This is a genomic window from Pseudomonas entomophila (assembly GCF_023277925.1).
In the GTDB taxonomy this organism is placed as follows: domain Bacteria; phylum Pseudomonadota; class Gammaproteobacteria; order Pseudomonadales; family Pseudomonadaceae; genus Aquipseudomonas; species Aquipseudomonas entomophila_D.
Genome location: NZ_CP063832.1, coordinates 1414811 through 1439078 on the forward strand (window position 1 = coordinate 1414811; position 24268 = coordinate 1439078).

Consider the following 24268-nt stretch of genomic DNA (forward strand, 5'->3'; position numbering starts at 1 on the left):
AGTCAGCGGTGCTCGGATAAAACCTTAACTTTAAAGGCCAGTTTAAGGTCAAGAGGCGCGACGAGCACTTCATGGTTTTGTTTAAGTGGCGGGGCAAAATAATAATTATCAATAAGTTAAGTTATTAACTTCGTGCTATTTCAAGGTGTTGGCCAGGCTGAGACACCCAGACGAATCCCATAAAGTTTTTCTTTTTGTTGCCTTGCCGCTGACCCTCGTGGTTATCATCCGCCAGCGCTGGCGCCAGCAGCCCGGCGCGTAATGGAATGCCGACGGCCCACAGGCCACTGGCACCGCAGCCGAAGGGACCACCCAGGCTCAACGCTCGTGGCCCTTCCACGCCCCCATAAGGATGGTGAGGTTTCAATGGGTCTCGCAGTTTGGAATCGTCGATGTGGCGGGCCGCTTGCCCGTCGTCGCCTGTCTTCCCCTCACGTGCGCTGCCGCCTGGCCGCACGGCGTCCCGCCCACCATCGCGCGCGTGCCCGTGGCGCGCCTTTGCCCCTGATCGCCCCCGAGTGACCGACCCGGCCTGAACGCCGGGCCTGACTGGCAGGACGCCCGTCGTCCTGCGCGCATCACCAGAACAATAATCATGGACGGTAGCCTCGATGCTCGACACTTCCTCCTCGCGCGCCAATGCCTGCGCGCAGCCCGCCGTATTACCCGAGAACTGGCATCACGACGTGCCGTTCGATACCTCACTGTGCCTGCACGGCCTGTTCGAAGCCCAGGCGCGGCGGGCACCAGGCGCCATCGCCGCGCGTTTCGGCGGGGAGGTGCTGGGGTATGGCGAACTCAACGCCCAGGCCAATCGCCTGGCCCATCACCTGCGCACATTGGGCGTCGGGCCGGATGTGCGGGTCGGGCTGTGCCTGGCGCGTTCGCTGGACATGCTGGTGGCTGTGCTCGCCGTGCTCAAGGCCGGTGGCGCCTACGTGCCGCTGGACCCTGGCTACCCCCGGGCGCGTCTGGCGCACATGCTCGCCGACAGCGCCCCGGCAGTGCTGCTCAGCCATGGCCCGGCACGGGCGGCACTCGACGGCCTGTCGCTGGCGCCCGTGCTGCTCGACCTCGACGACACCGTGGCCTGGGCCGACCAGCCAGCCCATGATCCGGACCCACAGGCAATCGGGCTGACGCCCCGTCACCTGGCTTACGTGATCTACACCTCCGGTTCCACCGGCACGCCCAAGGGGGTAATGGTCGAGCACCGTGGCCTGGTCGCCCTCGGCGCGGCCTGGGCACGGCTGTACCCGTTGCAGGCGCCGCTCAACCATCTGCAGATGGCCGGCTTCTCGTTCGACGTGTTCAGCGCCGACCTGATCCGCGCCCTGGGCTTTGGCGGCACCTTGGTGTTGTGCCCGCGCGACACGCTGATGGACCCACCGGCGCTGTATCGGTTGTTGTGCGAAGCCGAGGTGGGCTTCGGCGACTTCGTGCCGGCGGTGCTCAACCCGCTGCTGGAGTGGGCCGAGGCGAATGGTCGTGACCTGACCTTCATGCGCACGGTGGTCTGCGGTTCGGATATCTGGACCGCCCACAGCGCCCGCCAGTTGCGCCGGCTGTGCGGCGAACGGGTGCAGATCGTGCAGGCGTACGGCGTTACCGAGGCGAGCATCGACAGTACTTGCCACGAGGTGCCTGCCGAGGTGGCGGAAGGTGTGTTACCTATCGGTCGACCGCTGGCGAACTGCCGCGTCTATCTGCTCGATGCCCAGGGGCAGGCGAGCGAGGAGGGTGAGCTGTACCTCGGCGGCGTCGGTGTCGCCCGAGGCTACCTGAACCTGCTGCAACTGAGCGCCGAACGCTTCGTCGACAATCCCTTCGTCGCCGGTGAGCGCCTGTATCGCACCGGCGACCTGGCGCGCCTGCGCGCCGACGGTCAGCTGGAATTCCTCGGGCGCAACGACCACCAAGCCAAGCTGCGTGGCTTGCGCCTTGAGCTTGGCGAGATCGAGGCACGCCTGGCGGCAATCGCCGGGGTGCGCGAAAGCCTGGTGCAGTTGCGCCATGACGTGCCGGGCGAGCCATGCCTGGTGGCCTATTACGCCCAGCACGCGGGGGGCGCGCTGACCCCGGCCGTGCTGCGCCAACAGTTGCGCACGCAACTGCCGGACTACATGGTGCCGAGCGCCTTCGTGCAATTGCCCGCCTTGCCGCTGACTGCCAATGGCAAGTACGACCGCAACGGCTTGCCCGCGCCGGATGCCAGCGCATTCGGGCAACGCGACTACCAGGCCCCGCAAGGCGCGCTGGAGAGCACCCTGGCGGCGATCTGGAGCGCGGTGCTGGGGATCGCGCCCATCGGTCGTGAAGACCACTTCTTCAGCCTGGGCGGTCACTCGCTGCTGGTCATGCGGGTGCTGGCCAAGGTGCGCCGGGACCTGGCGTTGGAAGCGGCGCCCTCGGCCCTGTTCGAAAGCCCGCGGCTGATGGACTTCGCCCTGAGGCTGCAGGCCAGCCAGGATGAAGGGCGCCTGCCGATCACCGGCGTCGAACGAACCGGCGCGCAAACGTTGTCGTCCGCCCAGCAGCGTCTCTGGTTCCTGGCGCAGATGGAGGGGGGCAACGCCGCCTACCACATGCCGCTGAACCTGCGCCTGCGGGGGGCCTTGCAGGTGCAGGCGCTGAGCGCCAGCCTGGACCGCCTGGTGGCGCGTCATGAGGCGCTGCGCACCACCTTCGTCAGTGTCGAAGGCGAGGGCCGCCAGTGTGTCGGTGCCCCCGACCAGGGCATGGCGTTCACCCAGGTCGACCTGCAGGGCCTGCCCGCTGCCTCGGCACGTCTTGAAGCCTTGATCGAAGAGGAGGGGGCGAGGCCGTTCGACCTGGCCCAGGGGCCGCTGATGCGTGCCTGCCTGGTGCGCCTGGCGCAGGATGACCATGTGCTGTTGCTGACCCAGCACCACATCATCTCCGACGGTTGGTCGGTAGGTGTGCTCACCCGTGACCTGGAGGCCTTGTACCGCGCCGCGTTGCTGGGCCACGAAGCGGACTTGCCGGCACTGCCGGTGCAATACGTGGACTACACCGCCTGGCATCGCCAATGGCTGGGTGGCGAACGCCTCGAGGCGCAGCGCCGCTACTGGCGCCAGGCTTTGGAGGGGGCGCCGCCGCTGCTGACACTGGCGAGCGATCACCCGCGCCCGGCCGTGCAGGACTATCGCGGCGGCTTCGTGCCGCTGGTGCTGGACCAGGCCCTGACCACGCGCCTGAAAGCCTTGTGCGGCGCCCACGACACCACGCTGTTCATGGCCTTGTTGAGCGCCTGGTCACTGCTGCTGATGCGCCTGTCCGGGCAGGATGACGTGGTCATCGGCGTGCCCTCGGCCAACCGCCCGGACCCGGCGCTGGACGGCCTGATCGGCTTTTTCGTCAATACCCTGGCCCTGCGCATGACCCGCACTGGCGCACCGTCGCTGAGCGAATGGCTGCATCAGGCACGCCAGGTGACGTTGCACGCCCAAGCCCACCAGGACTTGCCGTTCGAGCAGGTGGTGGAGCTGCTCAACCCGCCACGCAGCCTGGCGTACAGCCCGCTGTTCCAGGTGCTGTTCGCCTGGGAGCAGGACCAGGGCCAGACCCTGGCCTTGCCCGGGCTGGACATCACGCCTGTGCGCGCCAGCCAGCACGTCGCCAAGTTCGACCTGCAACTGGCGCTGAGCGAACGTGATGGGCAGATCGTCGGTGGGTTGGAGTACGCCTGCGGGCTGTTCGAACACGCCACCGTGGAGCGCATTGGCGGCTACCTGTGCCGCCTGCTGGAGGGGATGGTCGGCGCCCCCGGGCAGTCGATCGCCACCCTCGAACTGCTGGACGCGCCGGAGCGCGTGCAGGTGCTGGATACTTGGAACCGCACGGCCCGCGACACCGCCAGCCAGCCGGGCTGCATGGCGCGCCTGGAGGCCGTCGTCCGGCGCATTCCGGATGCCGCGGCGCTGGTCGCCGACGGCCAGGCCCTGAGCTACGTCGAGCTGAACCGTGCGGCCAACCGCCTGGCCCACCACCTGGTCGCCCTGGGCATCGGCCCCGAACAACGGGTGGGGCTATGCCTGGAGCGCTCGGCGCACATGGTCGTCGGCCTGCTGGCCATCCTCAAGGCCGGTGCCGCCTATGTGCCGTTCGACCCGGCGTACCCGGCGGAGCGCCTGGCCTTCATGCTGGCCGACGCCGCGCCTGGCCTGGTGCTGACCCAGGCCTCGCTGTGCCCAGGCCTGCCGCAAGTGGTCGACCTGCTGTGCCTGGACAGCGACGCGGCGCGCTGGGCGAACTGTCCGCACAGCGACCCGCAAGTGGCGGTAAGCCCCGCGAACCTCGGCTATGTGCTCTACACCTCCGGCTCGACCGGCCACCCCAAGGGCGTGGCCCACAGCCGTCGTGCCCTGGACAACCTGATCGCCTGGCAATTGGACGAGATGCCCACGGCGTGCCGGGTGCTGCAATTCGCCTCATTGAACTTCGACGTGTCGTTCCAGGAAATCTGCAGCACCCTGTGCCAGGGGGGCACCTTGCAGCTGATGAGCGAGGCCGGGCGCAAGGACCTGGCCGCCCTGCGCCCGGCCCTGGTGGCCGACGGCGTGGGGCGTGCGTTCCTGCCGTTCGCCGTGCTGCAGCAGTTGGCCGCCGTGACCGACCCCGACGCGCCGATGCCGCCTGCTGGTTGCGAGATCGTCACGGCCGGCGAGGCGTTGCAGGTCAACGACGCGCTACGCGCATTCGCTCGTGGCCTGGGCGGCGCGCGCCTGCGCAACCAGTACGGGCCGACCGAGACCCATGTGGTCAGCCAGTTCAGCCTCGATTGCGCCGCCGCCGAACACTGGCCGGAACTGCCCCCCATCGGCAAACCGATCGCCAATGCGCGGCTGTATGTGCTGGACGGTGATCTCAACCCACTGCCCGTGGGCGTACCTGGTGAGCTGTACATCGCCGGTGCCTGCCTGGCCCGAGGCTACCTCAATCAGCCCCGACTGAGCGCCGAGCGCTTCCTGCCCGACCCGTTCAGCCACGAGCCAGGCGCGCGCATGTACCGCAGTGGCGACCTGGCCTGGCTGCACGCCGATGGTAACGTCCACTACCTGGGGCGCGCGGACCAGCAGGTCAAGCTGCGCGGCTTGCGTATCGAGCTGGGCGAGATCGACAGCCTGTTGCGCCAGCAGCCAGGGGTACAGGATGTCGCGGTGTTGCTGCGCGAGGACGTTGCGGGCGATCCACGGCTGGTGGCCTACGTGGTGGGCGCAGGCGAAGCACAAACCCTGCGCGCGGCATTGCAGCGCCAATTGCCCGAGCACATGCTGCCCACTGCCTGGGTCAGCCTCGCGCAGCTGCCGCTGACCGGCAACGGCAAGCTCGACCGCCAGGCCCTGCCGGTGCCCGAGCGCGGCGGCGCGGCGCACTATGAAGCGCCGCGCGACGAAACCGAACGGCGCATGGCGCAGGTCTGGGCCGAAGTGCTCCAGTGCGAGCGGGTGGGTATCCGCGACAACTTCTTCGACCTTGGCGGTCACTCGCTGCTGGCCACGCGCCTGGTCTACGCGATCAACCAGCGCCTGGGCGCGCAGTTGTCGCTGAGCAGCTTGTTCCAGGCGCCGGTGCTGATGGACCTGGCCGCGCAGGTCAAGGCGACGGGAGATGGCCAGGCCGAGCCGCAGCTCCAGGCCCTGCAAGCCGACCCGGCCGGGCGCCACGCACCGTTCCCCCTCACCGACATCCAGCAGGCCTACTGGTTTGGCCGCGAAGCCAGTGTCAGCCTCGGCGGTGTCAGCGCCCATGGCTATGAAGAGTGGCGCATCCCCGACTTCGACGTACCCCGCTTCGAGGCCGCGCTGAACCGCATGATCCAGCGCCACGACATGCTGCGCGTGGTGTTCCTGGACGATGGCACCCAGCAGGTGCTGGAACAGGTGCCGACCTACCACCTGGCCTGTAGCGACTTGCGCGGCATGAGCGCCGAGCAGGCCCGGGACGCCCTGCTGGCCACCCGCGCGCGCCAGTCGCACCAGGTGCTCGACGCCAGCCGCTGGCCGCTGTTCGACTTCAGCGTATCGCGGCTGGACAACGGCATCAGTCACCTGCACATCAGCCTCGACGCCCTGGTGGTCGATGCCGCCAGTACGCAGATTTTCGCCCGCGAGCTGATGGCGTACTACGACACGCCTGATCGGCAACTGCCTGAACCCGGCGTGACCTTCCGCGACTATGTGCTCGCCGAGCGCCAAATGCGCGGTGGCCAACGCTATGAGCGTGCCCTGGACTACTGGCGCGGGCGCATCGAGACCCTGGCCCCGGCCCCGGACCTGCCGCGGGTGTGCCAACCGGAAAGCATCGCCCACCCGCATTTCACCCGCCGCGAGCGCGACATGCCGGCGGCGCAGTGGCGCCAGCTCAAGGCCATGGCCCGGCAGTTCGGCGTCACCCCGTCGGTGATGCTGCTGACCGCGTTCAGCGAAGTCCTGGCGCTGTGGAGCCGCCAGCCGCGCTTCACCCTGAGCCTGCCGCTGTTCAACCGCCTGCCGCTGCACCCGCAGGTCGACGCGATCATCGGCGACTTCACCTCCCTGGTGCTGCTGGAGGTGGCCATCGATGGCCACGCCAGCTTCACCGACAAGGCCCGCGCCGTGCAGGCACGCCTGTGGCAGGACATCGACCACTCGGTGGTCAGCGGTGTGCGCGTGCTGCGCGAGCTGTCCCAGGCCCGTGGCGTGCAGCAGACGGCGATGCCGATCGTGTTCAACAGCACCTTGTCGGAAGCGGCACCTGAGCTGGCCGAGTTCAACCTGGGCGACGCCCTGGGCGCGACGCTGGAACACAGCATCACCCAGACCCCGCATGTGTGGCTCGACCACACCCTGCTCGAGCTTGAAGGCCGCCTGCTGTTCAATTGGGACAGCATCGACGCGCTGTTCCCCGAGGGCATGATCGCGCAGATGTTTGCCGCCTATAACACCGTACTCGACCGTTTGTTGGCACCTGAAGCCTGGGCTTTCAGCACCCCGCAGTTGCTGCCGCAGGCGCGCCTGGCGCAAGCGCCAGCGGCGCCACGCGACCTGCCGCTGATGCACGCGCTGTTCGAGCGCCAGGCCCTGGCCACGCCACAGGCCGTCGCGGTATTGGGGGGCCGTGAACTGAGTTACGGCCAGCTGCGCCAGGAGGCCCGTCAACTGGCTGCACAGTTGCAGGCCCGCGGCGTGCAGCCCAACCGACTGGTCGCTGTGGTGATGGAGCGCGGCTGGGAGCAGGTGGTGGCGACACTGGCCATCCTCTACGCTGGCGGCGCCTACCTGCCCATCGACCCGAACCTGCCCAGCACGCGCCTGCAGCACATTCTCGAACGCGCCGAGGCCACCCTGGCGCTGACCCAGCCGTGCCTGCTGGAGCGGGTGGCGTGGCCCGCGCAGGTCACCGCCCTGACCATTACCGACCAGCCCGGCAACCAGGTCGAAGCGCTGCGTGACGTGCCGGTGCGGCCCGATGACCTGGCCTATGTGATCTACACCTCCGGCTCCACCGGCACGCCCAAGGGCGTGGTGATCGACCACCAGGGCGCGGTCAACACCTTGCTCGACATCAACCGGCGCTTTGCCGTGGGCCCGCAGGACCGGGTACTGGCGATCTCGTCGCTGAGCTTCGACCTGTCGGTGTACGACTTCTTCGGCACCCTGGCGGCGGGCGCCGCGGTGGTCATGCTCGAGCCACAGCAGAGCCTGGACCCGGCGCACTGGGCTGGGTTGATCGAGCGCCACCGGGTGAGCCTATGGAACTCGGTGCCGGCACTGCTGGGCATGCTGGTCGAGTACCTGGAGGGCGAGGGCAGGGGGCTGCCGGCGAGCCTGCGCCTGGCCATGCTGTCCGGCGACTGGATCCCGCTGGCGTTGCCCGAGCGAGCCTGGGCACTGCGCCCAGGGCTGCAACTGATGAGCCTGGGCGGGGCCACCGAAGCGTCGATCTGGTCGATCGGCTACCCGATCACCCAGGTCGACCCGGCCTGGCGCAGCATTCCCTATGGCCAGGCGCTGGACCACCAGCGTTTCCATGTGCTGGACGACGCGCTGCAAGTGCGCCCGACCTGGGTCACCGGCCACCTGTACATCGGCGGAATCGGCCTGGCCAAGGGCTACTGGCGCGATGAGGCGTTGAGCGCCAGGAGCTTCTTCGACCACCCGCTGACCGGCGAGCGCCTGTACCGTACCGGCGACCTGGGGCGCTTGCTGGCGGATGGCAACATCGAGTTCCTTGGCCGCGACGACAACCAGGTCAAGGTCCAGGGCTACCGCATCGAGCTGGGCGAGATCGAGGCGGCGCTCAACCGCCACCCGGGCGTGCACAGCGCGGTGGTGCGCATCCTCGGCGAGGCCCAGGCGCAGAAACGCCTGGCCGGCTACGTGCTCAAGGCCGACCCGGCGCTGCAGGCCGGCGACTTCGCCAGCTACCTGGCCGACAAGCTGCCGGCGTACATGGTGCCGGCGTCGTTCACCTTCGTGGAGGCCTGGCCGCTGTCGGCCAATGGCAAGGTCGACAAGAGCCGACTGCCCGAGCCCGACCAGGCTCAAGCCGGCGGCCTGGCGCTGCAGGTCGAGGGGCCACGGGAGCAGCGCCTGGTGGCGATCGTCCAGCAGGTGCTGGGCCAACCGAGCATCGCCGCCGACGCCAACCTGCTGAGCCTCGGCGCCACGTCCATCGACATCGTGCGGATCAGCAACGCGCTGTCGAGCGAGCTGGGCTTCCGGCCTCATGTAGCGCACCTGCTGGCGCAACCGACCCTGCTCAACCTGCTGGCACTGTATCGCCGGCGTGCGCCGCGCCAGGAGGCACCGAGCCCAAGCGGGGCTGAGGTGCTGGAAGATCCGCGGCAGCGGGCGGCGTTCAAGGCCGAGCAGCGCGCACGGCGGCGCTTCACCCGCGATACGCCACAGGTGGCCCTGGCGCAGCCGGCCGACCCCGCCTTCGCTCAGCGCTACCGTGACTACCGTTCAGTGCGCCAGTACCTGGAGCAACCCATTGCCGCGCAGGCATTCGCCGAGCTCCTGGCGGTGCTGGCCCAGGGGCAACTGGACGGCGAGGTGAAGTACCTGTTCCCGTCGGCGGGCGGCGCCTATCCGCTGCAGACCTACCTCTACATCAAGCCCGGCCGGGTGCTCGGTGTGCCGGGTGGTGCCTACTACCACGACCCGGTGGGGCATCGCCTGGTGGCCGTGGGCGAGGGCGTGCTTGACCCGGACACCTACGACTACTTCGTCAATCGCCCGGTATACGAAGGCGCGGCGTTCGCGCTGTTCTTTGTTGCCGAGCTGGCGGCGATCCGGCCGTTGTACGGCGAGGCGAGCCATGACTTCTGCCTGATCGAGGCGGGGGCGATGGCGCAATTGCTGACCATGGCCGCGGCCGATCAAGGGGTGGGCCTGTGCGGCGTCGGTTCGCTGGAGCCCCGACAGCTGGCCTCGCTGTTCGACCTGGGGGCCAGCCATACGCTGGTCTATTCGATGGTCGGCGGCCTGCGTGGGGGCCATGTGCCTCACCGCACACAACCGCAAGCGCCGGCCATCACGGCGCAGGACGCCACTGACATGGAGGAATTCGAAGTATGAACGCCCATCAACTGTTGGCGTTTTTCGATCGCCATGGCGTGGCCCTCGAGGTGGACGGTGACAAACTGCGTTGCAAGGCGCCCAAGGGCTTGCTCGACGAGGCCCTGCTGCAGGCCCTGAAGACCCACAAGCAGGCGCTGATCGCCTTGCTCGCCCGGCCTGACGACAGCGCGCCGATCCCGCGTCGCGCGGATGAGCAGGCCAGTTGCCCCTTGTCGTTCTCGCAGCGCCAGTTGTGGTTCCTCGACCAGCTGGAGCCAGGCAATCCGTTCTACAACGTGCCCTCGGCGCTGACGCTCAAGGGGCCATTGGACGTGGTCGTGCTGGAGCGGGCGCTCAATCTGCTGGTTGAACGCCATGCCATGCTGCGCACCACCTTCGTCAGCGTCGACGGCGAGCCGCGCCAGGTGGTGCACGCGAGCAGGCCGCTGCGCCTGGCCATGCTGGATTTGCGTGACCTGCCCGAGACCGCGCGCCAGGCCCGCCTGGCCGAGGCGGCCGAGGCCGACGCCCGCGCACCGTTCGACCTGGTGAACGGCCCGTTGCTGCGTGCGCTGCTGGTGCGCCTGGCCGATGATGAGCATGTGTGGCTGTACAGCGTGCACCATATCGTCGCCGACGGCTGGTCGATGGGCGTGATCCTGCATGAAGTCGCCACCCTTTATGGCGACCTGCTGGGCGGCCGGGCCCCAAGCCTTGCGCCGCTGCTGGTGCAGTACGCCGACTATGCCTGCTGGCAGCAACAGCATCTGGACGAGGTGACGCTGCAGGACCAGCTTGACTACTGGCGGCGCACCCTGGCCGACGCGCCACCCCTGCTGGACATGCCTGGCGACCGCCCGCGCCCGCCGCAGCAGCGCTTTGTCGGCGCCGCGTTCAGTTCGACGGTGGACGCCGCGACCCTGGCCGAGCTCAACGCCCTGGCCCGACATACCCAGGGCACGCTGTTCAATGTGCTGCTCGGCGCCCTGGACGTGCTGCTGTGGCGCTACAGCGGCCAGCGCGACCTGTGCGTGGGCACGCCGTTCGCCAACCGGGGCAGGGCAGAGCTGGAACCGTTGGTCGGCCACTTCATCAACACCCTGGTGATCCGCCAGCGGCTCGACCCGGCGCAGACTTTCGCCGCGCTGCTGCGTGAGGTGCGGGCGAACATGCTGGAGGCCCATGCGCACCACGACGTGCCGTTCGATCGCGTGGTCGAGGCGCTCAACCCACCTCGGGACCCCGGCTTCTCGCCGCTGTTCCAGGTCATGATGGTGCTGCAGAACACCCCTGGCGCCGCGATCGCGATGCCCGGCCTGGCGCTTTCGCCCCATGGCACCGGCAGCGCCACCGCCAAGTTCGACCTGGCGTTCGAGTGGGTCGAGCGCGACAGGGCGCTGCACCTGCTGGTCGAGTACAACACCGACCTGTTCGACCGCGCGACCATCGAGCGCCTGAGCCGTCACTACCGCCACCTGCTCGCCCAGGTGGCCGCCGAGCCCAAGCGGGCGCTGCATGACTTGTCGTTGATGGACGAGCACGAGTGCCAGCAGGTGCTGCATGCCTGGAACCCGTCTCCCGCGTTGCAGGCGCCCATCGACTGCGTGCACCGCCTGGTCGAAGGGCAAGCCGCGCGCACTCCTCAGGCGTGTGCCGTCACGTTCGAGGACCGGCGGTTGAGCTATGCCGAGCTCAATGCCCAGGCCAACCGCCTGGCCCGCCACCTGCGTACCCTGGGCGTCGGCCCGGACGTGCGTGTGGCGGTCTGCGTGGAGCGCTCGCTGGAGCTGCCGGTGGCGCTGCTGGCGGTGCTCAAGGCCGGTGGCGCCTACGTGCCGCTGGACCCGGACTACCCAGTCGGGCGCCTGGGCCACATGCTCACTGACAGCACGCCCGCCGTGCTGCTGACCTTGGGCTCGGCCCAGACTATCTTGCGTCAGGCCATGCAAGGATCGGGATGGGAAGCGCCGATGCTCGACGTGCAGGCCGATGCCGCCAGCTGGGAGGGCCTGGCCACCGATAACCTGGCCCCGTATGAAGTCGGCGTGACCCCCGAGCACCTCGCCTACGTGATCTATACCTCCGGTACCACCGGCCTGCCCAAGGGCGTGATGGTCGCGCACCGCGGCCTGGGCAACCTGTTGCTGTGGTGCCTTGGCGTCTGCGGTGAGGCGGGGGCGATGCTGCACAAGATCCCGTTCGGCTTCGATGCCTCGGCCTGGGAAACCTTCTGGCCGCTGGCTACCGGTGGACGGCTGGTCATCGCCCGGCCCGGTGGGCATTTCGAACCCGGCTACCTGGCAAACGTGGCGCGCGAGCAGCAGGTCACGGCCATGGTCTTCGTACCGGCGATGCTGCAGCTGTTCCTGGAAACGGAGGCGGTCAGCCAATGCCACAGCCTCAAGGACGTATTCTGCGGGGGCGGCGAGCTGTCGCCGGCCCTGGCGCGGCTGTTCCAGGCGCGCCTGCCTCATGCACGCTTGCACAACGTCTACGGCCCCACCGAAACCACGGTCATCAACAGTATCTGGACGCTGGCGCCGGGCGACGAGGTACCCGCGCTGCGCCTGCCGATCGGCCGGCCCATCGCCAACAACCGTTTCCACGTGCTCGACGATTTCGATGCCCCAGTGCCGGCCGGTGTCACCGGCCACCTGCACATCGGTGGCGTGGGCGTGGCCCGCGGCTACCTGGGGCTGCCGGCGCTGAGCGCCGAGCGCTTCATCGACAACCCGTTCGTGCCTGGTGATCGGCTGTACCGCAGCGGCGACCTGGCGCGCTACCGTGCCGATGGGCAGCTGGAGTTCCTCGGGCGCAACGACTTCCAGGTCAAGCTGCGCGGCGTGCGCCTGGAACTGGGCGAGATCGAGGCCCGGCTGCAGGCCTTCCCCGGTATTGCTGCCAGCGTGGTGTTGATGCTCGGCGAAGCGGCCCAGCATCAACGCCTGGTGGCCTGCTGCGTGGCGACCCAGGCGCCGGACGAGCAGATGGTGCGCGCGCACCTGGCCGAAACCCTGCCCAGCGCCGTGTTGCCCAGCGCCTATCTGTGGCTCGACAGCCTGCCGCTCACGGTCAACGGCAAGGTTGACCGCCAGGCACTGGCCGAGCGCGCCGACCATGACCTGGCGGCGCGCCAGGTCAACCTGAGCAGCCCGCGCGATCACATCGAACTGACCCTCTACCAGATCTGGAAAAGCCTGCTGCTGGCCCCGCACATCGGTATTCGCGACAACTTCTTCGCCGTGGGCGGCACCTCCATCGCCGCGATCAAGATGGCCTACCAGATCGGCCAGGCCTTCGCTGTCGAAGTGCCGGCGCGGGTGGTGCTGGGCCACCCGACCATCGAGGCGCTGGGCGGCTGGTTGCGGGCGGGGGCCAACCCCCACCAGGAGAACAGCAACCTGATTACCTTCAGGTCAGGGGACGGCCAGCGCAACGTGGTGTGCATCCACCCGGCCGGCGGCACCGCGTTCTGTTACCTGTCGCTGGCCAAGGTGCTGCCCGAGGCGGTCGGCGTGTACGGCGTGCAGTCGCCGGGGCTTAACCCGGGGGAGGCCACCGAGCCCACGGTGGAGGCGATGGCCGAGGCGTACCTGCGGCTGATCGAGCCTCTGCTGGCGCGGCCGTTGGTGCTCACCGGGCTGTCGTTCGGCGGCCTGGTGGCCTACGAAATGGCCCGGCGCCTGCGGGCGGCCGGGCGCGGGCAGGTCAGCGTGGTGCTGCTCGATACCCAAGGCTCGGACGACCCGGCCTTCCGCGCGCAGATCAGCACCGTCGACATGGCGGAGTTCCGCGACAAGCTGGTGCGCTTCAATGGCATGTACCCCGGTATCGAGGATGCCCAGGTCGAACGCTACTACCACCTGTACAACCACAATCGCCTGGCCATGGCGGCTTATGCCTGCCCACCGGAGGCCGGCCGGGTGGTGCTGGTGCAGGCCCGGGAAGACCTGCCACGCGGCCAATTGCGCGCGCTGCGCGGGTTCTGGCGCCGTCGCGCCAGTGATGGTTACCTGGCCACGCTGGTGCAGGGGGGGCACTGGGACATGCTTGAAAGCAGCGAAATCCATCGGGTTTCACGGACGATCCAGCGCGAACTGCAGCGTTTCGACACCCAGGAGGGGAAATGATGAGCGTGCTTCAGGAAACCGTGCTCGCACGCTTTGCCGCCCAGGTGCGACGAGACCCGCAGGCCCTGGCGGTGATCGACCAGCAGGTGCGCCTCAGCTACGCCGAGCTGGCCGGTGCCAGCGAGCGCATCGCGCAAGGCCTGAAAGCGCAGGGGCTATTGCCCGGCCAGGCGTTGGCGCTGTACCTGCCCCGCGGCTGGCAGTGGGCCGCGGCGCTGCTCGGGGCGCTCAAGGCCGGGGCCGTGGTGATGCCGCTGGACCGCGCCAGCCCCGCCGAGCGCCGTGCGTTGATGCTGGCCGATGCCGACTGTGTGGGGGTGCTGAGCCTTGCCGACGCGCCCCAGGCGTTGCCCGGCCCATGGGAGGCCAGCGTCGAGGCGTTGCTGGAGCACCCGGACACACCCGCCCAACCGTTGCCCAGCAGCTTTGCCGAGGTCATGTGCCTGTTCTACACCTCCGGCACCACCGGCGTGCCCAAGGGCGTGGAAGTCGGCGAGCGCGGCGTGTTGCGCCTGGCGCAGGCCGGCAGCTATATCGACATCCAGCAGGGCGACCGTTTTGCCTGCCTGTCGAACCCGGCCTTCGATGCCTGCAGCTTCGAGCTGTGGGCGCCCTTGCTCAATGGCGGCTGTTGCGTGATGGTCGCCGACGACGACCTGCTCGATGCCTGGCGCCTGGCCCAGGTACTGGAAACGCAGCGGGTCGATACCCTGTTCATCACCGTGTCGCTGTTCAACACCTTGAATGCGCAATACCCGGCCTGCTTCGCCAGCCTGCGCCAGGTACTGACCGGCGGCGAACAGGTCAGCCCGGTGGCGGTGCGGGCCTGGTACCAGGCCAACCCGGCCAGCGCCTGCCGCCTGTTCAATGTCTACGGCCCTACCGAATGCACCACCTTCGCCCTGTGCCACCCCATCCCACGGGACTTCGCCGCCGACACCGTACCCATTGGCCAGCCCTTGCCGGACACCGGCATGCGGGTGCTCGACGCACAGCAGCAGCCAGTGGCGCCAGGCGAGGTCGGCGAGCTATACCTCAGCGGCAGCGGCGTGGCCCGTGGCTACCGCAACCGCCCCGGCGAGACCGCCCGTAGTTTCCTGCGCCTGCCTGCGCCACAGGGGCGCGGTGAGGTGTATTACCGCACCGCAGATCTGGTCCGGGTCAATGCCGAGGGGCAGGTGGAGTGCCTGGGGCGCGTCGACCGACAGGTCAAGGTGCGTGGCTTCCGTATCGAGCCGGGCGAGGTGGAACAGTGCCTGCTCGAACACCCCCAGGTGGTCCAAGCCTATGTCTGCAGCCGCAGGCAAGCTGCCGAGGACCATCAGTTGCTGGCCTTCGTCGTGCCGCGCGGGGAGTTGGACTATCGCGCGTTCGACACCTACCTGCGCGCTCGCCTGGCACCCTGGATGCGCCCGCACCATCTGTTCCAGGTGCCACGCCTGCCACTGACGGCCAACGGCAAGATCGACCAGGGCCGTTTGCTTGCCCAGGCCACCACGCCCTGGCGGCCGGCGGCCGAGGCGGGCAGGCACTCGCCGGCACTGGCCTGGCTGCTGGAGCAAGCGCGTGCGCTGCTTGGGCAACCCGCCATCGGCCGCCAGGATGACTGGCTCGGCAGCGGCGGCGATTCGCTCAAGGCCATGCGCCTGCGTTCGGCGATTCGTGGCCGCTGGGCGCAGGAGATCAGTATCGCGACATTGCTCGCTGAGCCCTTCGCGGCGCTGGCCGAGCGTCTTGAACAGGGGCAGGGCGCAAGCCTGGGCTATCCGCCGGCGCCGGCGCCGTCGCGTGCACGGCGTGGGCCGGCCAGTGCCGAGCAGCGCCGCCTCTGGCTGGAGCAGCAGCGCGCCCCCGGCTCGACCGCCTATAACGTGCCCTTGGTGCTGCACCTGGCGGCAGGCGCGGATCCACAGGCACTGGCCGAAGCGCTGCGCCGCCTGGTGGCTCGCCATCCGGCCTTGCGCACCGCCTTCGTGGCGGGCAGCGACGGCCCTGAGCAGGTGGTTACCGAGCAGGCGGCGGTATGCCGGGTACTGGAGCCGGGTGCGTTGGGCCAGGACAACTGGCAGGCCTTCGCCAGCCTGGTGTTCGAGGCGCCGTTCGACCTCGCCAACCCGACCCTGCTGCGCGCCTGGGTAGCGCCACATCCCGACGGTAGCTGCCGATTGCTGCTGAACCTGCACCATATCGTCACTGATGGCTGGTCGATGAACCTGCTGTTCGACGACCTGGCCAGCCTGTATCAGGACGCCCTGCACGGACGTGAAAGCGCCGCACCGGCGCAGGTGTTGAACACGTTGGACTTCGCCCAGTGGCAGCGGCAATGGAGCGTTACCCCGCGCTACCGGGAGCAGCGCCGCACCTTGGCAGCACTGCACGCACGTCACGGTGAGGCGACGCCGGCCCGGCAGGTGATGCTACCGGCCAGCACCGAAGGGCGGTTGTACCGTCAACCCCTGGGTGAGCGGCGCAGCGCCGCGCTTGAGCGCTTCTGTGCCCAGCAGCGCTTGACCCGCTTTGACGTGCTGTTCAGCGTCTTCGCCTGGAGCCTGCACGCCTTGGTCGGTTGTGATCGCCCTCGGATCGCCAGCCCGGTGGCCAACCGGCCGCTGGCCGAGTTCGAGGCCAGCGTGGGTATGTTCGCCAATACCGTGTTGATTCCTACCGATCTGCGCGGTACGCAATCACTAGGCGAGCACCTGCATCGACAAACCGCCACTGTGCGTGAAGTGCTGGCCTTGCAGGACGTGGCCCTGGCCGACCTGGTCGAGGACCTGCGGCTGTCCACCGGCCAGGCCTTGTTCGACTACCTCTTCGTGCTGGAGAACACCGACTACGCCAGGCTCGCCGATGCTCCGCTGCGCGCCACCCTGGAGCCGCACCCGGCGCCCCAGGCCAAGTGCCCGCTGACCCTGCTGGTGGTCGGCGGCGACGGGCCGCTGGCGTGCTGGTGGGAATACCAGTGCAGCCATTTCGACGCCCACCAGGTGGCCGCGCTGGATGCCTTGGTGCACCACGGCCTGGACCTGCTGCTGGACAATCCGCAGGCGTCCCTGGACGCACTGGTGGCGCCTTACCGCCTGGGGCTGCCGCCGGCCAGCGTAGGGGCCTCCCAGCCATTGCCGTTCGCCACGATGGCGGACTGGTTCGAGCACCAAGTGCGCGAAACGCCCGCGGCCACGGCGCTGGTGGCCGGCCAGCGGCACCTGAGGTACGCCGAGCTGGATGCGCTGGCCGATACCTTGGCCGCGACCTTGTCCGGCCAACACGTACTCGATGGCGCGTCGAACATGGTGTTGTTTCTGGCACCGTCGGTGGAGCATGTGGTCGCCTTGCTGGCCCTGGCCAAGCTCAACGTCACCGCCGTGCCGCTGGACCCGAACTACCCCGTGGCGGTGCAACGCCAGGTGCTGGCCCAGGCAAGCCCACGCTGCGTGTTGTTCAGCAGCGCCACCGAGGCGGCCCTGCAAGCGCTGGGCGTCGAGGCGTGCGCCCGCCATCGGGTCAACCTGCAGGCGGCGCCCCGGGACTGGCAACGGCCCCGGCACAATGGCGAACGGCCGCTGTACACACTGTTCACTTCGGGCTCGACCGGTACTCCGAAAGGCGTGCAGGTGTGGGACCGCACCCTGTGCAACTTGCTGCACTGGCAGCGTAACGCCGGGCAGTTACCGGCGCGCTCGGTGACCTTGCAGTTCTCCATGCTGTCGTTCGACGTGGCGTTCCAGGAGCTGTTCGGCACCCTGTGCGGCGGCGGTTGCTACCACTTGATCGAACCCCGCTGGCGGCAGGATACCCAGGCGCTGCTGGCCTACATCCAGCAAGTGGGCATCGAGCGGCTGTATCTGCCGTTCGTGGCCTTGCAGCACCTGGCTCAGGCCGCCGTGGCCCAAGGCAGCTACCCCCAGACCCTGCGCGAAGTGGTCACGGCCGGCGAGCAACTGCTGTGCACCGAGGCACTGCGAACCTGGTTCGCCGGCCTGCCCAGGGCCAGTCTGTTCAACCACTACGGCCCGACCGAAACCCATGTGGTCAGCGCCTATCGGCTGCCGTCGAAGGTAGGTGACTGGCCGCTGCGCGCGCCCATCGGCCGGGCGATCGACAACGCCCGGTTGCTGCTGGTCGACGCCAAGGACCACCCCGTACCCACGGGCACCCAAGGCTACCTGTTGGTGGCTGGCGCAATGGTCACGCGCTGCTACCTGGGGGAGACGGCGCTCAATAGCGAACGTTTCGTCGAACTGCCACAGGCCGACGGCCGCCGCTGCCTGTATTACCGCACCGGCGACCTGGCCTGGGTCGATGCCCAGGGTTGCCTGCACTACGTGGGCCGTGACGACCAGCAGGTCAAGCTCAGCGGCCATCGCCTGGAGCTTGGGCAGGTCGAGGCGGCGTTGATGGGGCTGGAGGGCGTGGCCAACGCCGTGCTGACCTTGCAAGGCGAACCCCCGCGCCTGACGGCCTACTTGCAATTGACCGGCACGCCGCCCGCCGCACACGACCTTGATCGCCAGGTGGCGCGCCATCTACCCGCCCATGTGCGCATCGACCAGTACCGGCGTCTCGACACCTGGCCGCGCACCCCCAGCGGCAAGGTCGATCGAAAGGCGCTGGCCGGGCAGGGCGAGCCCCTGGCGCGGCAGCGTGCGCCGGCGGCCACGTTGAGTCCGCTGGAACGCCAGCTGGCCACGCTGTTCCGCGAGGTGATCGGTCACGCCATCGAACCCGAGCAGACCTTCTTCGAGGCCGGCGCCACCAGCCTGGGCCTGATGCGCCTGCATGCACGCTACACCCAGGCCTTGCCCCATGCGCCGAGCATGGCCGACCTGTTCGAGCACGTGAGCATCCGCCAACTGGCGGCATACCTGGCGCGCACCGAGGGCGTGGCGGTTCGCCGCGAGCCGCCTGGCGAGACCCGCGATCAGCCGATGGCAATCATCGGCATGGCGGTCAACGTGGCCGGCGCGCGCGATCTGGGCGAATTCTGGGCGATGGTCCAGGGCAACGGGCTGGGCATCGAGCGCTTCGAGGCCGCCGAAGGCCTGGTCGGTGCCCGCAGCCAGTTGCAGGGCATGCTCGACTTCGACCCCGAGTACTTCGGCATCAGCCGCCAGGAAGCGCGGTTGATGGACCCGCAGCAACGCCACCTGCTGATGGCCTGCGTGCAGGCCCTGCAGCACGCCGCCATCGTGCCCTCGGCGCAGGGGCCGCGCATCGGCCTGGTGGCCAGCTGCGGCGAAACCACCTATTTCCAGCAGATGCTGCGCGAATGCGCCGAGGGTGAGCTGCCGGACGGCTTCCAACTGGCGCTGCACCACGATAAGGACTTCCTCGCCACCAAGGCCGCCTACCACCTGGACCTCACCGGCCCGGCCATGAGCGTGCAGGCCGCCTGTGGCAGCTCGCTGATCGGTGTGCACCTGGCCTGCAACCTGCTGCGCCAGGGCGACAGCGAGGTGATGCTGGCAGCCGGCGTGCTGATCGACCCGACCCTCAGCGACGGCTATCGCCACCGCTCGCAGCACATCTTCTCCCGTGACGGGCTGTGTCGGCCGTTCAGCGAGGATGCCAGCGGCACGCTGGGTGCCAGTGGCTACGGCGTGGTGGTACTCAAACCCTTGGCCCGTGCCCGGGCCGACGGCGACCGTATCTATGCATTGGTGGAAGGTTCGGCGCTTAACAACGACGGCCACGGCAAGATGAGCTACACCGCGCCGTCGGTGGCCGGGCAGGGCGCGGTGATTGCCCGGGCGCTGGACAAGGCCGGGGTGACTGGCGCCGATATCGGCTACGTCGAGGCCCACGGCACGGGCACATTGCTTGGCGACCCGATCGAGGTCGCCGCACTGACCCAGGCGTTCGGCGAGGCCCCGACAGGCAGCTGCGCCCTGGCCTCTGTGAAGAGCCAGATCGGCCACCTGGGAGCGGCGGCCGGGGTGGTCGGGCTGATTCGCGCCACCCTGGCGGTGTATCACGGCGTGATTCCACCGAACTTGGGCTTCTCGCGCATCAACCCGCAGATAAACCTGGCGCACGCGCCGTTCCACATCCCGACCACCGCGCGTCCCTGGCCTTCAGGGCGGCGGCGTATGGCCGGGGTAAGCAGCTTCGGTATCGGCGGCACCAACGCCCATGTGATCGTCGGCGCGGCGCAGGCCGAGCCGGAAACGCAGCATGCTATCGCGCAGCTGTTGCTGCTCTCAGCCCACAGCCGCACGGCGCTGGAACGCGATATGGCGGTCATGCAAGCGTGGCTGCGGGCCAATCCCGGGCACGTGCCCGGGGTGCTGCGCCACCTGCAGAGCGGACGCCGCCAGGCGCGCTGGCGATTTGCGGTCCTGTACCGGGCAGGTGACGAATTACCGCTGTCGGCGATCCGCGAGGTCGCGCCGTCGCAGGTGCGCCTTGTGGCCAGCGATCATTCGTCTCAGGCGCTGCTCGACGCATGGTACGAAGGCGCGCATATCGAGTGGGTGCCTCATTCGGCGCCGCCGCCCTGGAACTTGCCGCCTTCGTCCTTCGACCTCGACACCTATCGCTTCCAGCGCCTCGCCGCGCCTGAGCGCAAACCGTTGGCCGACTGGTTCCACCAGCGCCAATGGCAACGTGTGCGGCGTATGGCTGGCCCCGTGGCGCCGTCAGCCGTTCGCCAGACCTTGGTGGTGTGCAGCCATGCGGCAGCCGATGAAACGCTGCTCGACACGCTGGGGGCTGCCTACCGTCGCGTGGTGCACGTGCGCACAGGGGAAGGTTATCGCCAGCTTGGCGCGAACCACTTCGAGCTCGATGTGCTGGATGCTCAGGCATTGGGGCGCCTGCTCGCGGAACTGCCGGGCGACCTGGACTGGTTGCACGCCTTGCCCCTGTCGGTGGAGGGCGCGATCGACGCGCAGAGCCTGGCGACCGCCCGCTGGGCCTGCCTGGACACGACCAGTAGCCTGTTGCAGGCCTGGGGCCAGGCGCCACGCGACGCCAGCCTGCGCTTGTGGTTGTTGTCATGGCAGGCCTGCCCGGTACACGGCGAGGTGCTGCGGCCGGAACTGGCAGCGCTGGGCGGTGTAACCGAGGTGGTGCCCCAGGAGTACCCGGTGCGCTGCCACTGGCTGGATTGCCCAAGCCCATCCTTGCTGGAACACGCCAAGCCAGTCGCCACGCTATTGGCCGAACCCGATGCCTTGCCCCGGCGCATGGCCTTGCGCGACGGTTACCTGTGGCAGCCGCGCCTGGTGCCAAGCCCACTGCCGCTGGCAGCAGCGACAACCTTGCCAGACAACGGCACCTACCTGATCCTCGGCGGCGGTGGCATCGGTCGCACCCTGTGCCAGCACCTGCTGCGAGCGCCTGGGCGGCGCGTGGTGCTGCTGTCACGCTCGGCAACTTGGCCCGCGGAGTGGGAGGTGGACCGCGCGCGGGTCGATTGGCTGCGGGCCGATCTGGCCGACCTGGCACGCTGGCCGCAGGTGCTCGAGCATCTGGCGCAACGGTACGAGCGCTTCGATGGCGTGATCCATGCCGCAGGCGTCGGGGCCGGCAGCCTGATCCGCCATCGCGACGCCGAGCGCATGGCGACCGCGATGGCCGCCAAGACCCTTGGCATGCTCGCTGTCGAGGCGCTGATCGCACGGATGAGGCCAGGCTTCGTGCTGTACTGCTCGTCCATGTCGGCGCTGTTCGGCGGTGCCGGCCACCTGGACTATGCCGCCGCCAGCGGCGTGCTCGACGGCTTCAGCCATTACCGCGCAGCGGGTGACCAGGGCTGCCTGCGTCTTGGCATCAACTGGGACATCTGGCGCGAAATCGGTATGGCCACCCAGGCGAATGGCAGCGATGCCGCGCACCAACAGCACCTGAAGGTCGGGCTGTCGACGCAGGAAGGCTGCGAAGTGTTCGACCGGGCCATGGTTGCGCAACTGCCCCAGGTGCTGGTCTCGACCACGGCACTGGAGCAGGCCAGGCGCTTTTATCCCGTGCGCCATGGCGCCGTGGCAGTGCCGGCCGAGGTGCAGCCGAAGCAGGGTGACCTGCCCGCACGCCTGCGCGACTGCCTGTGCCAATGGCTGGGCGTGGACGCACTGGAGGACAATGCCTCGCTGTACGACCTGGGCGCCGACTCGCTGACGCTGCTGGACCTGATCGACGAATTGCAGCGCGCCACGGGCGTGGTGGTGCAGCTGTCGCAGTTCAGCCCCACGGTCAGCCTGCGCGAGGTGTTGGCATTGGTGGGTAGCGAGCAAGGTCGCGCCCAACGCGTTGGCGACCCTTGGCGCGAGGCGCTGCGGATCGACCCGTGGCAACAGGGCAGCGGTCGCCAATGGCTGTACTTGCTCCACCCGGTCGGTGGCGATGTACAGGCCTATCGCGAGCTGGCCGCGGCGCTGCATCCGGACCTCGAGGTGCGGGTGATCGCCGACCCGGTGCTGCGTCAGCCCGAACTCTCCAATGTCACTCTTGAAGCGCGCGCGGCGTTGTACCTGGAAGCGATCCAGGCCGAACTGCCCGATGGCGCGAGCTGGCGCCTGGTCGGTTGGTCCTTTGGTGCCTGGGTCGCCCAGGCCATCTGCGCCTTGGCCCGCGACACCGGGCTCGAGCTGCCGACGCTGTACCTGATCGACCCACCCGCGCCGGACGCCGGAAACGCGCTGCAAGCGATCGACGAGGCGCAGATCCAGCGGGTATTCGAACGGGAGTTCGCCTTGCGCAATGGCGAGACCGACGGCACGCGTTACCTGGAGCGCCTGGTGACGTGCTGTCGCAACAACCTGGCGAGCCTGCTGGGGCATGCGCCTGGCGTGCTGGCCGAGGTGACCGGGCAGCTGTTCATCGCCATCCAGCCCAACCCATACGGCATCGGCAGTGGTTGGCAGGCGCAGGACCTGTGTCAGGCCTGGCAGGCGTTGTTGCCGGGCTTGCGAAACTGGGAAGCGCTGGATACCGACCACTACGGCATCGTCACCGGCCCCTGGGCCCGCCAGATAGCCCAGGCAATCAATCGCGACCTGCTCGCGCCGGAGGGGGTGGCCCATGGCGCGTGAGCATGCACAGGCGCCCGCGTGGTCAAGCCCGCTGCTGCGGGTGCTGCAGTCCAGTCCCTTGCCCCGGCAGCTCGACTGCCAGGCGTACTGGCGCCTGCTGCACCTTTGGCAAGCCGAGGCGGTGCTGCCGTTGCTCGCCGCGGCGCTCCCCGAACATGGCCAGGCCGTGACCACGCTGCAACGCCTGCATCAACGCGCGAGCCTGGGCCTGTGCGGGCGGGCCGGTGAATGGCGGATGGCACTCGGCCCGGTGCTATTGCAGGTGTTTCGCCGGGCCTACGCCTTCGAGGCAGCCTATGCCCAGGCCTATGAAAGCGCCCTGGACTACGGCCAGGCACCGGCCAACCAGGCGATGATTGCCGGGCAGTTCGGTGATGCCGAGGCGTTCGCCCGGCATTACGCGCAACTGAGTACCGATGCCAACGCCCAGGCGTTCGCCACGGCCAACGCGGCGGCCAGCAGCGCGCTCGCCGCCCGCGCCTACGCCAGCGAGGACGAACAGGCCTGTGCCAGCGTCGTCGGCGCCTTGGCGAGGGTTTGCATCTGGGCCTGCGCGACCTCTACGCAGCAGCGAGCAGTGGTACGCGAGCAATTGGCGGCCGGGCTGCAATACCTGGCAAGCCAACACGATCAACATCAATCAGGGAGGACAGCATGGACCAACAGGCACTGAAGGCCATCGAGCGCATTGCCGGCGCCCAGCGCGCACCGTATCGCAGCATCAGCGCGGACCGGCTCACGCCGGTCATTGGCGCCGAGATCGGCGGGGTGGATCTGTCGCGCCCCTTGTCAGCGGAGCAACTGGCGGAGATTCGCCGGGCGTTTCTGGAGAACCATGTGCTGGTGTTCCGCGACCAGCATTTAAGCGTAGAGCAGCACAAGGCATTCGGGCGTTTGTTCGGTGAACTGCGGGCCTTGCCGCTGGATGATATCGACGGTGACGATCCAGAGCTGGTGGTGATCCGTGCCAACGCCCAGTCGCGATTCGTCGCCGGGGAGACCTGGCACACCGACGGCACCGCCGACCTGGAACCGTCCATGGGGTCGATGCTGTACGTGAAGGAAACCCCGGCCATTGGAACAGGTGGTGACACCTTGTTCGCCAACATGCACCTGGCGCTGGAGATGCTGTCGCCGGCGATGCAGGCGTTCCTGGGGACGTTGACGGCCATCCATGATGGCGAAATCCCGTGGAAGGGGTACACACCGCCACCCGGCCTGCCCAAGACCGAGCACCCAGTGGTGGTGCGCCATCCCGAGACCGGGCGGCCGTCGTTGTTCGTCAATTCGGGTTTCACCTCGCATATCGTGCAGTTGTCGGCTGGCGAGAGTCAGGTGCTGTTGAAGATGTTGTTCGACCTGGTGGCGCGTGAACCGGTGTTGAGCTGCCGGGTACGCTGGGCGCCGGGCACCCTGGTGTTCTGGGACAACCGGTGTACCCAGCACCATGCGGTTTGGGATTATTTTCCGCATTCGCGGTATGGCGAGCGGGTGACGATCCTGGGTAGCCGGCCGCAGGCATTTCGAGGGGTTTGATCGC

5 protein-coding genes are annotated in these 24268 nt (G+C 68.5%); all 5 read left to right on the plus strand.

The features are described from left to right. Positions 1-611 precede the first annotated feature (611 nt). Genes IM733_RS06300 through IM733_RS06320 form a run of 5 tightly spaced genes read left to right on the plus strand, consistent with a single transcriptional unit; the run spans position 612 to position 24264 of the window. A complete protein-coding gene (locus tag IM733_RS06300; protein ID WP_248920046.1) occupies positions 612-9584 on the plus strand; it encodes a non-ribosomal peptide synthetase in 8973 nt (2990 codons plus the stop codon). Then, on the plus strand, positions 9581-13696 hold the full coding sequence (locus tag IM733_RS06305; protein WP_248920047.1) for an amino acid adenylation domain-containing protein: 4116 nt from the start codon (positions 9581-9583) through the stop codon (positions 13694-13696). Before IM733_RS06300 ends, IM733_RS06305 begins: the two co-directional genes overlap by 4 nt. Next, entirely contained in the window at positions 13693-22728 is a 9036-nt protein-coding gene (locus IM733_RS06310; RefSeq protein WP_248920048.1) for a hybrid non-ribosomal peptide synthetase/type I polyketide synthase, read from the plus strand. Before IM733_RS06305 ends, IM733_RS06310 begins: the two co-directional genes overlap by 4 nt. Beyond that, positions 22718-23401, plus strand: a complete 684-nt coding sequence (locus IM733_RS06315) for a hypothetical protein (protein ID WP_248920049.1) — start codon at positions 22718-22720, stop codon at positions 23399-23401. Before IM733_RS06310 ends, IM733_RS06315 begins: the two co-directional genes overlap by 11 nt. Beyond that, positions 23383-24264, plus strand: a complete 882-nt coding sequence (locus IM733_RS06320) for a TauD/TfdA dioxygenase family protein (protein ID WP_248920050.1) — start codon at positions 23383-23385, stop codon at positions 24262-24264. Before IM733_RS06315 ends, IM733_RS06320 begins: the two co-directional genes overlap by 19 nt. The last annotated feature ends 4 nt before the right edge of the window (positions 24265-24268 follow it).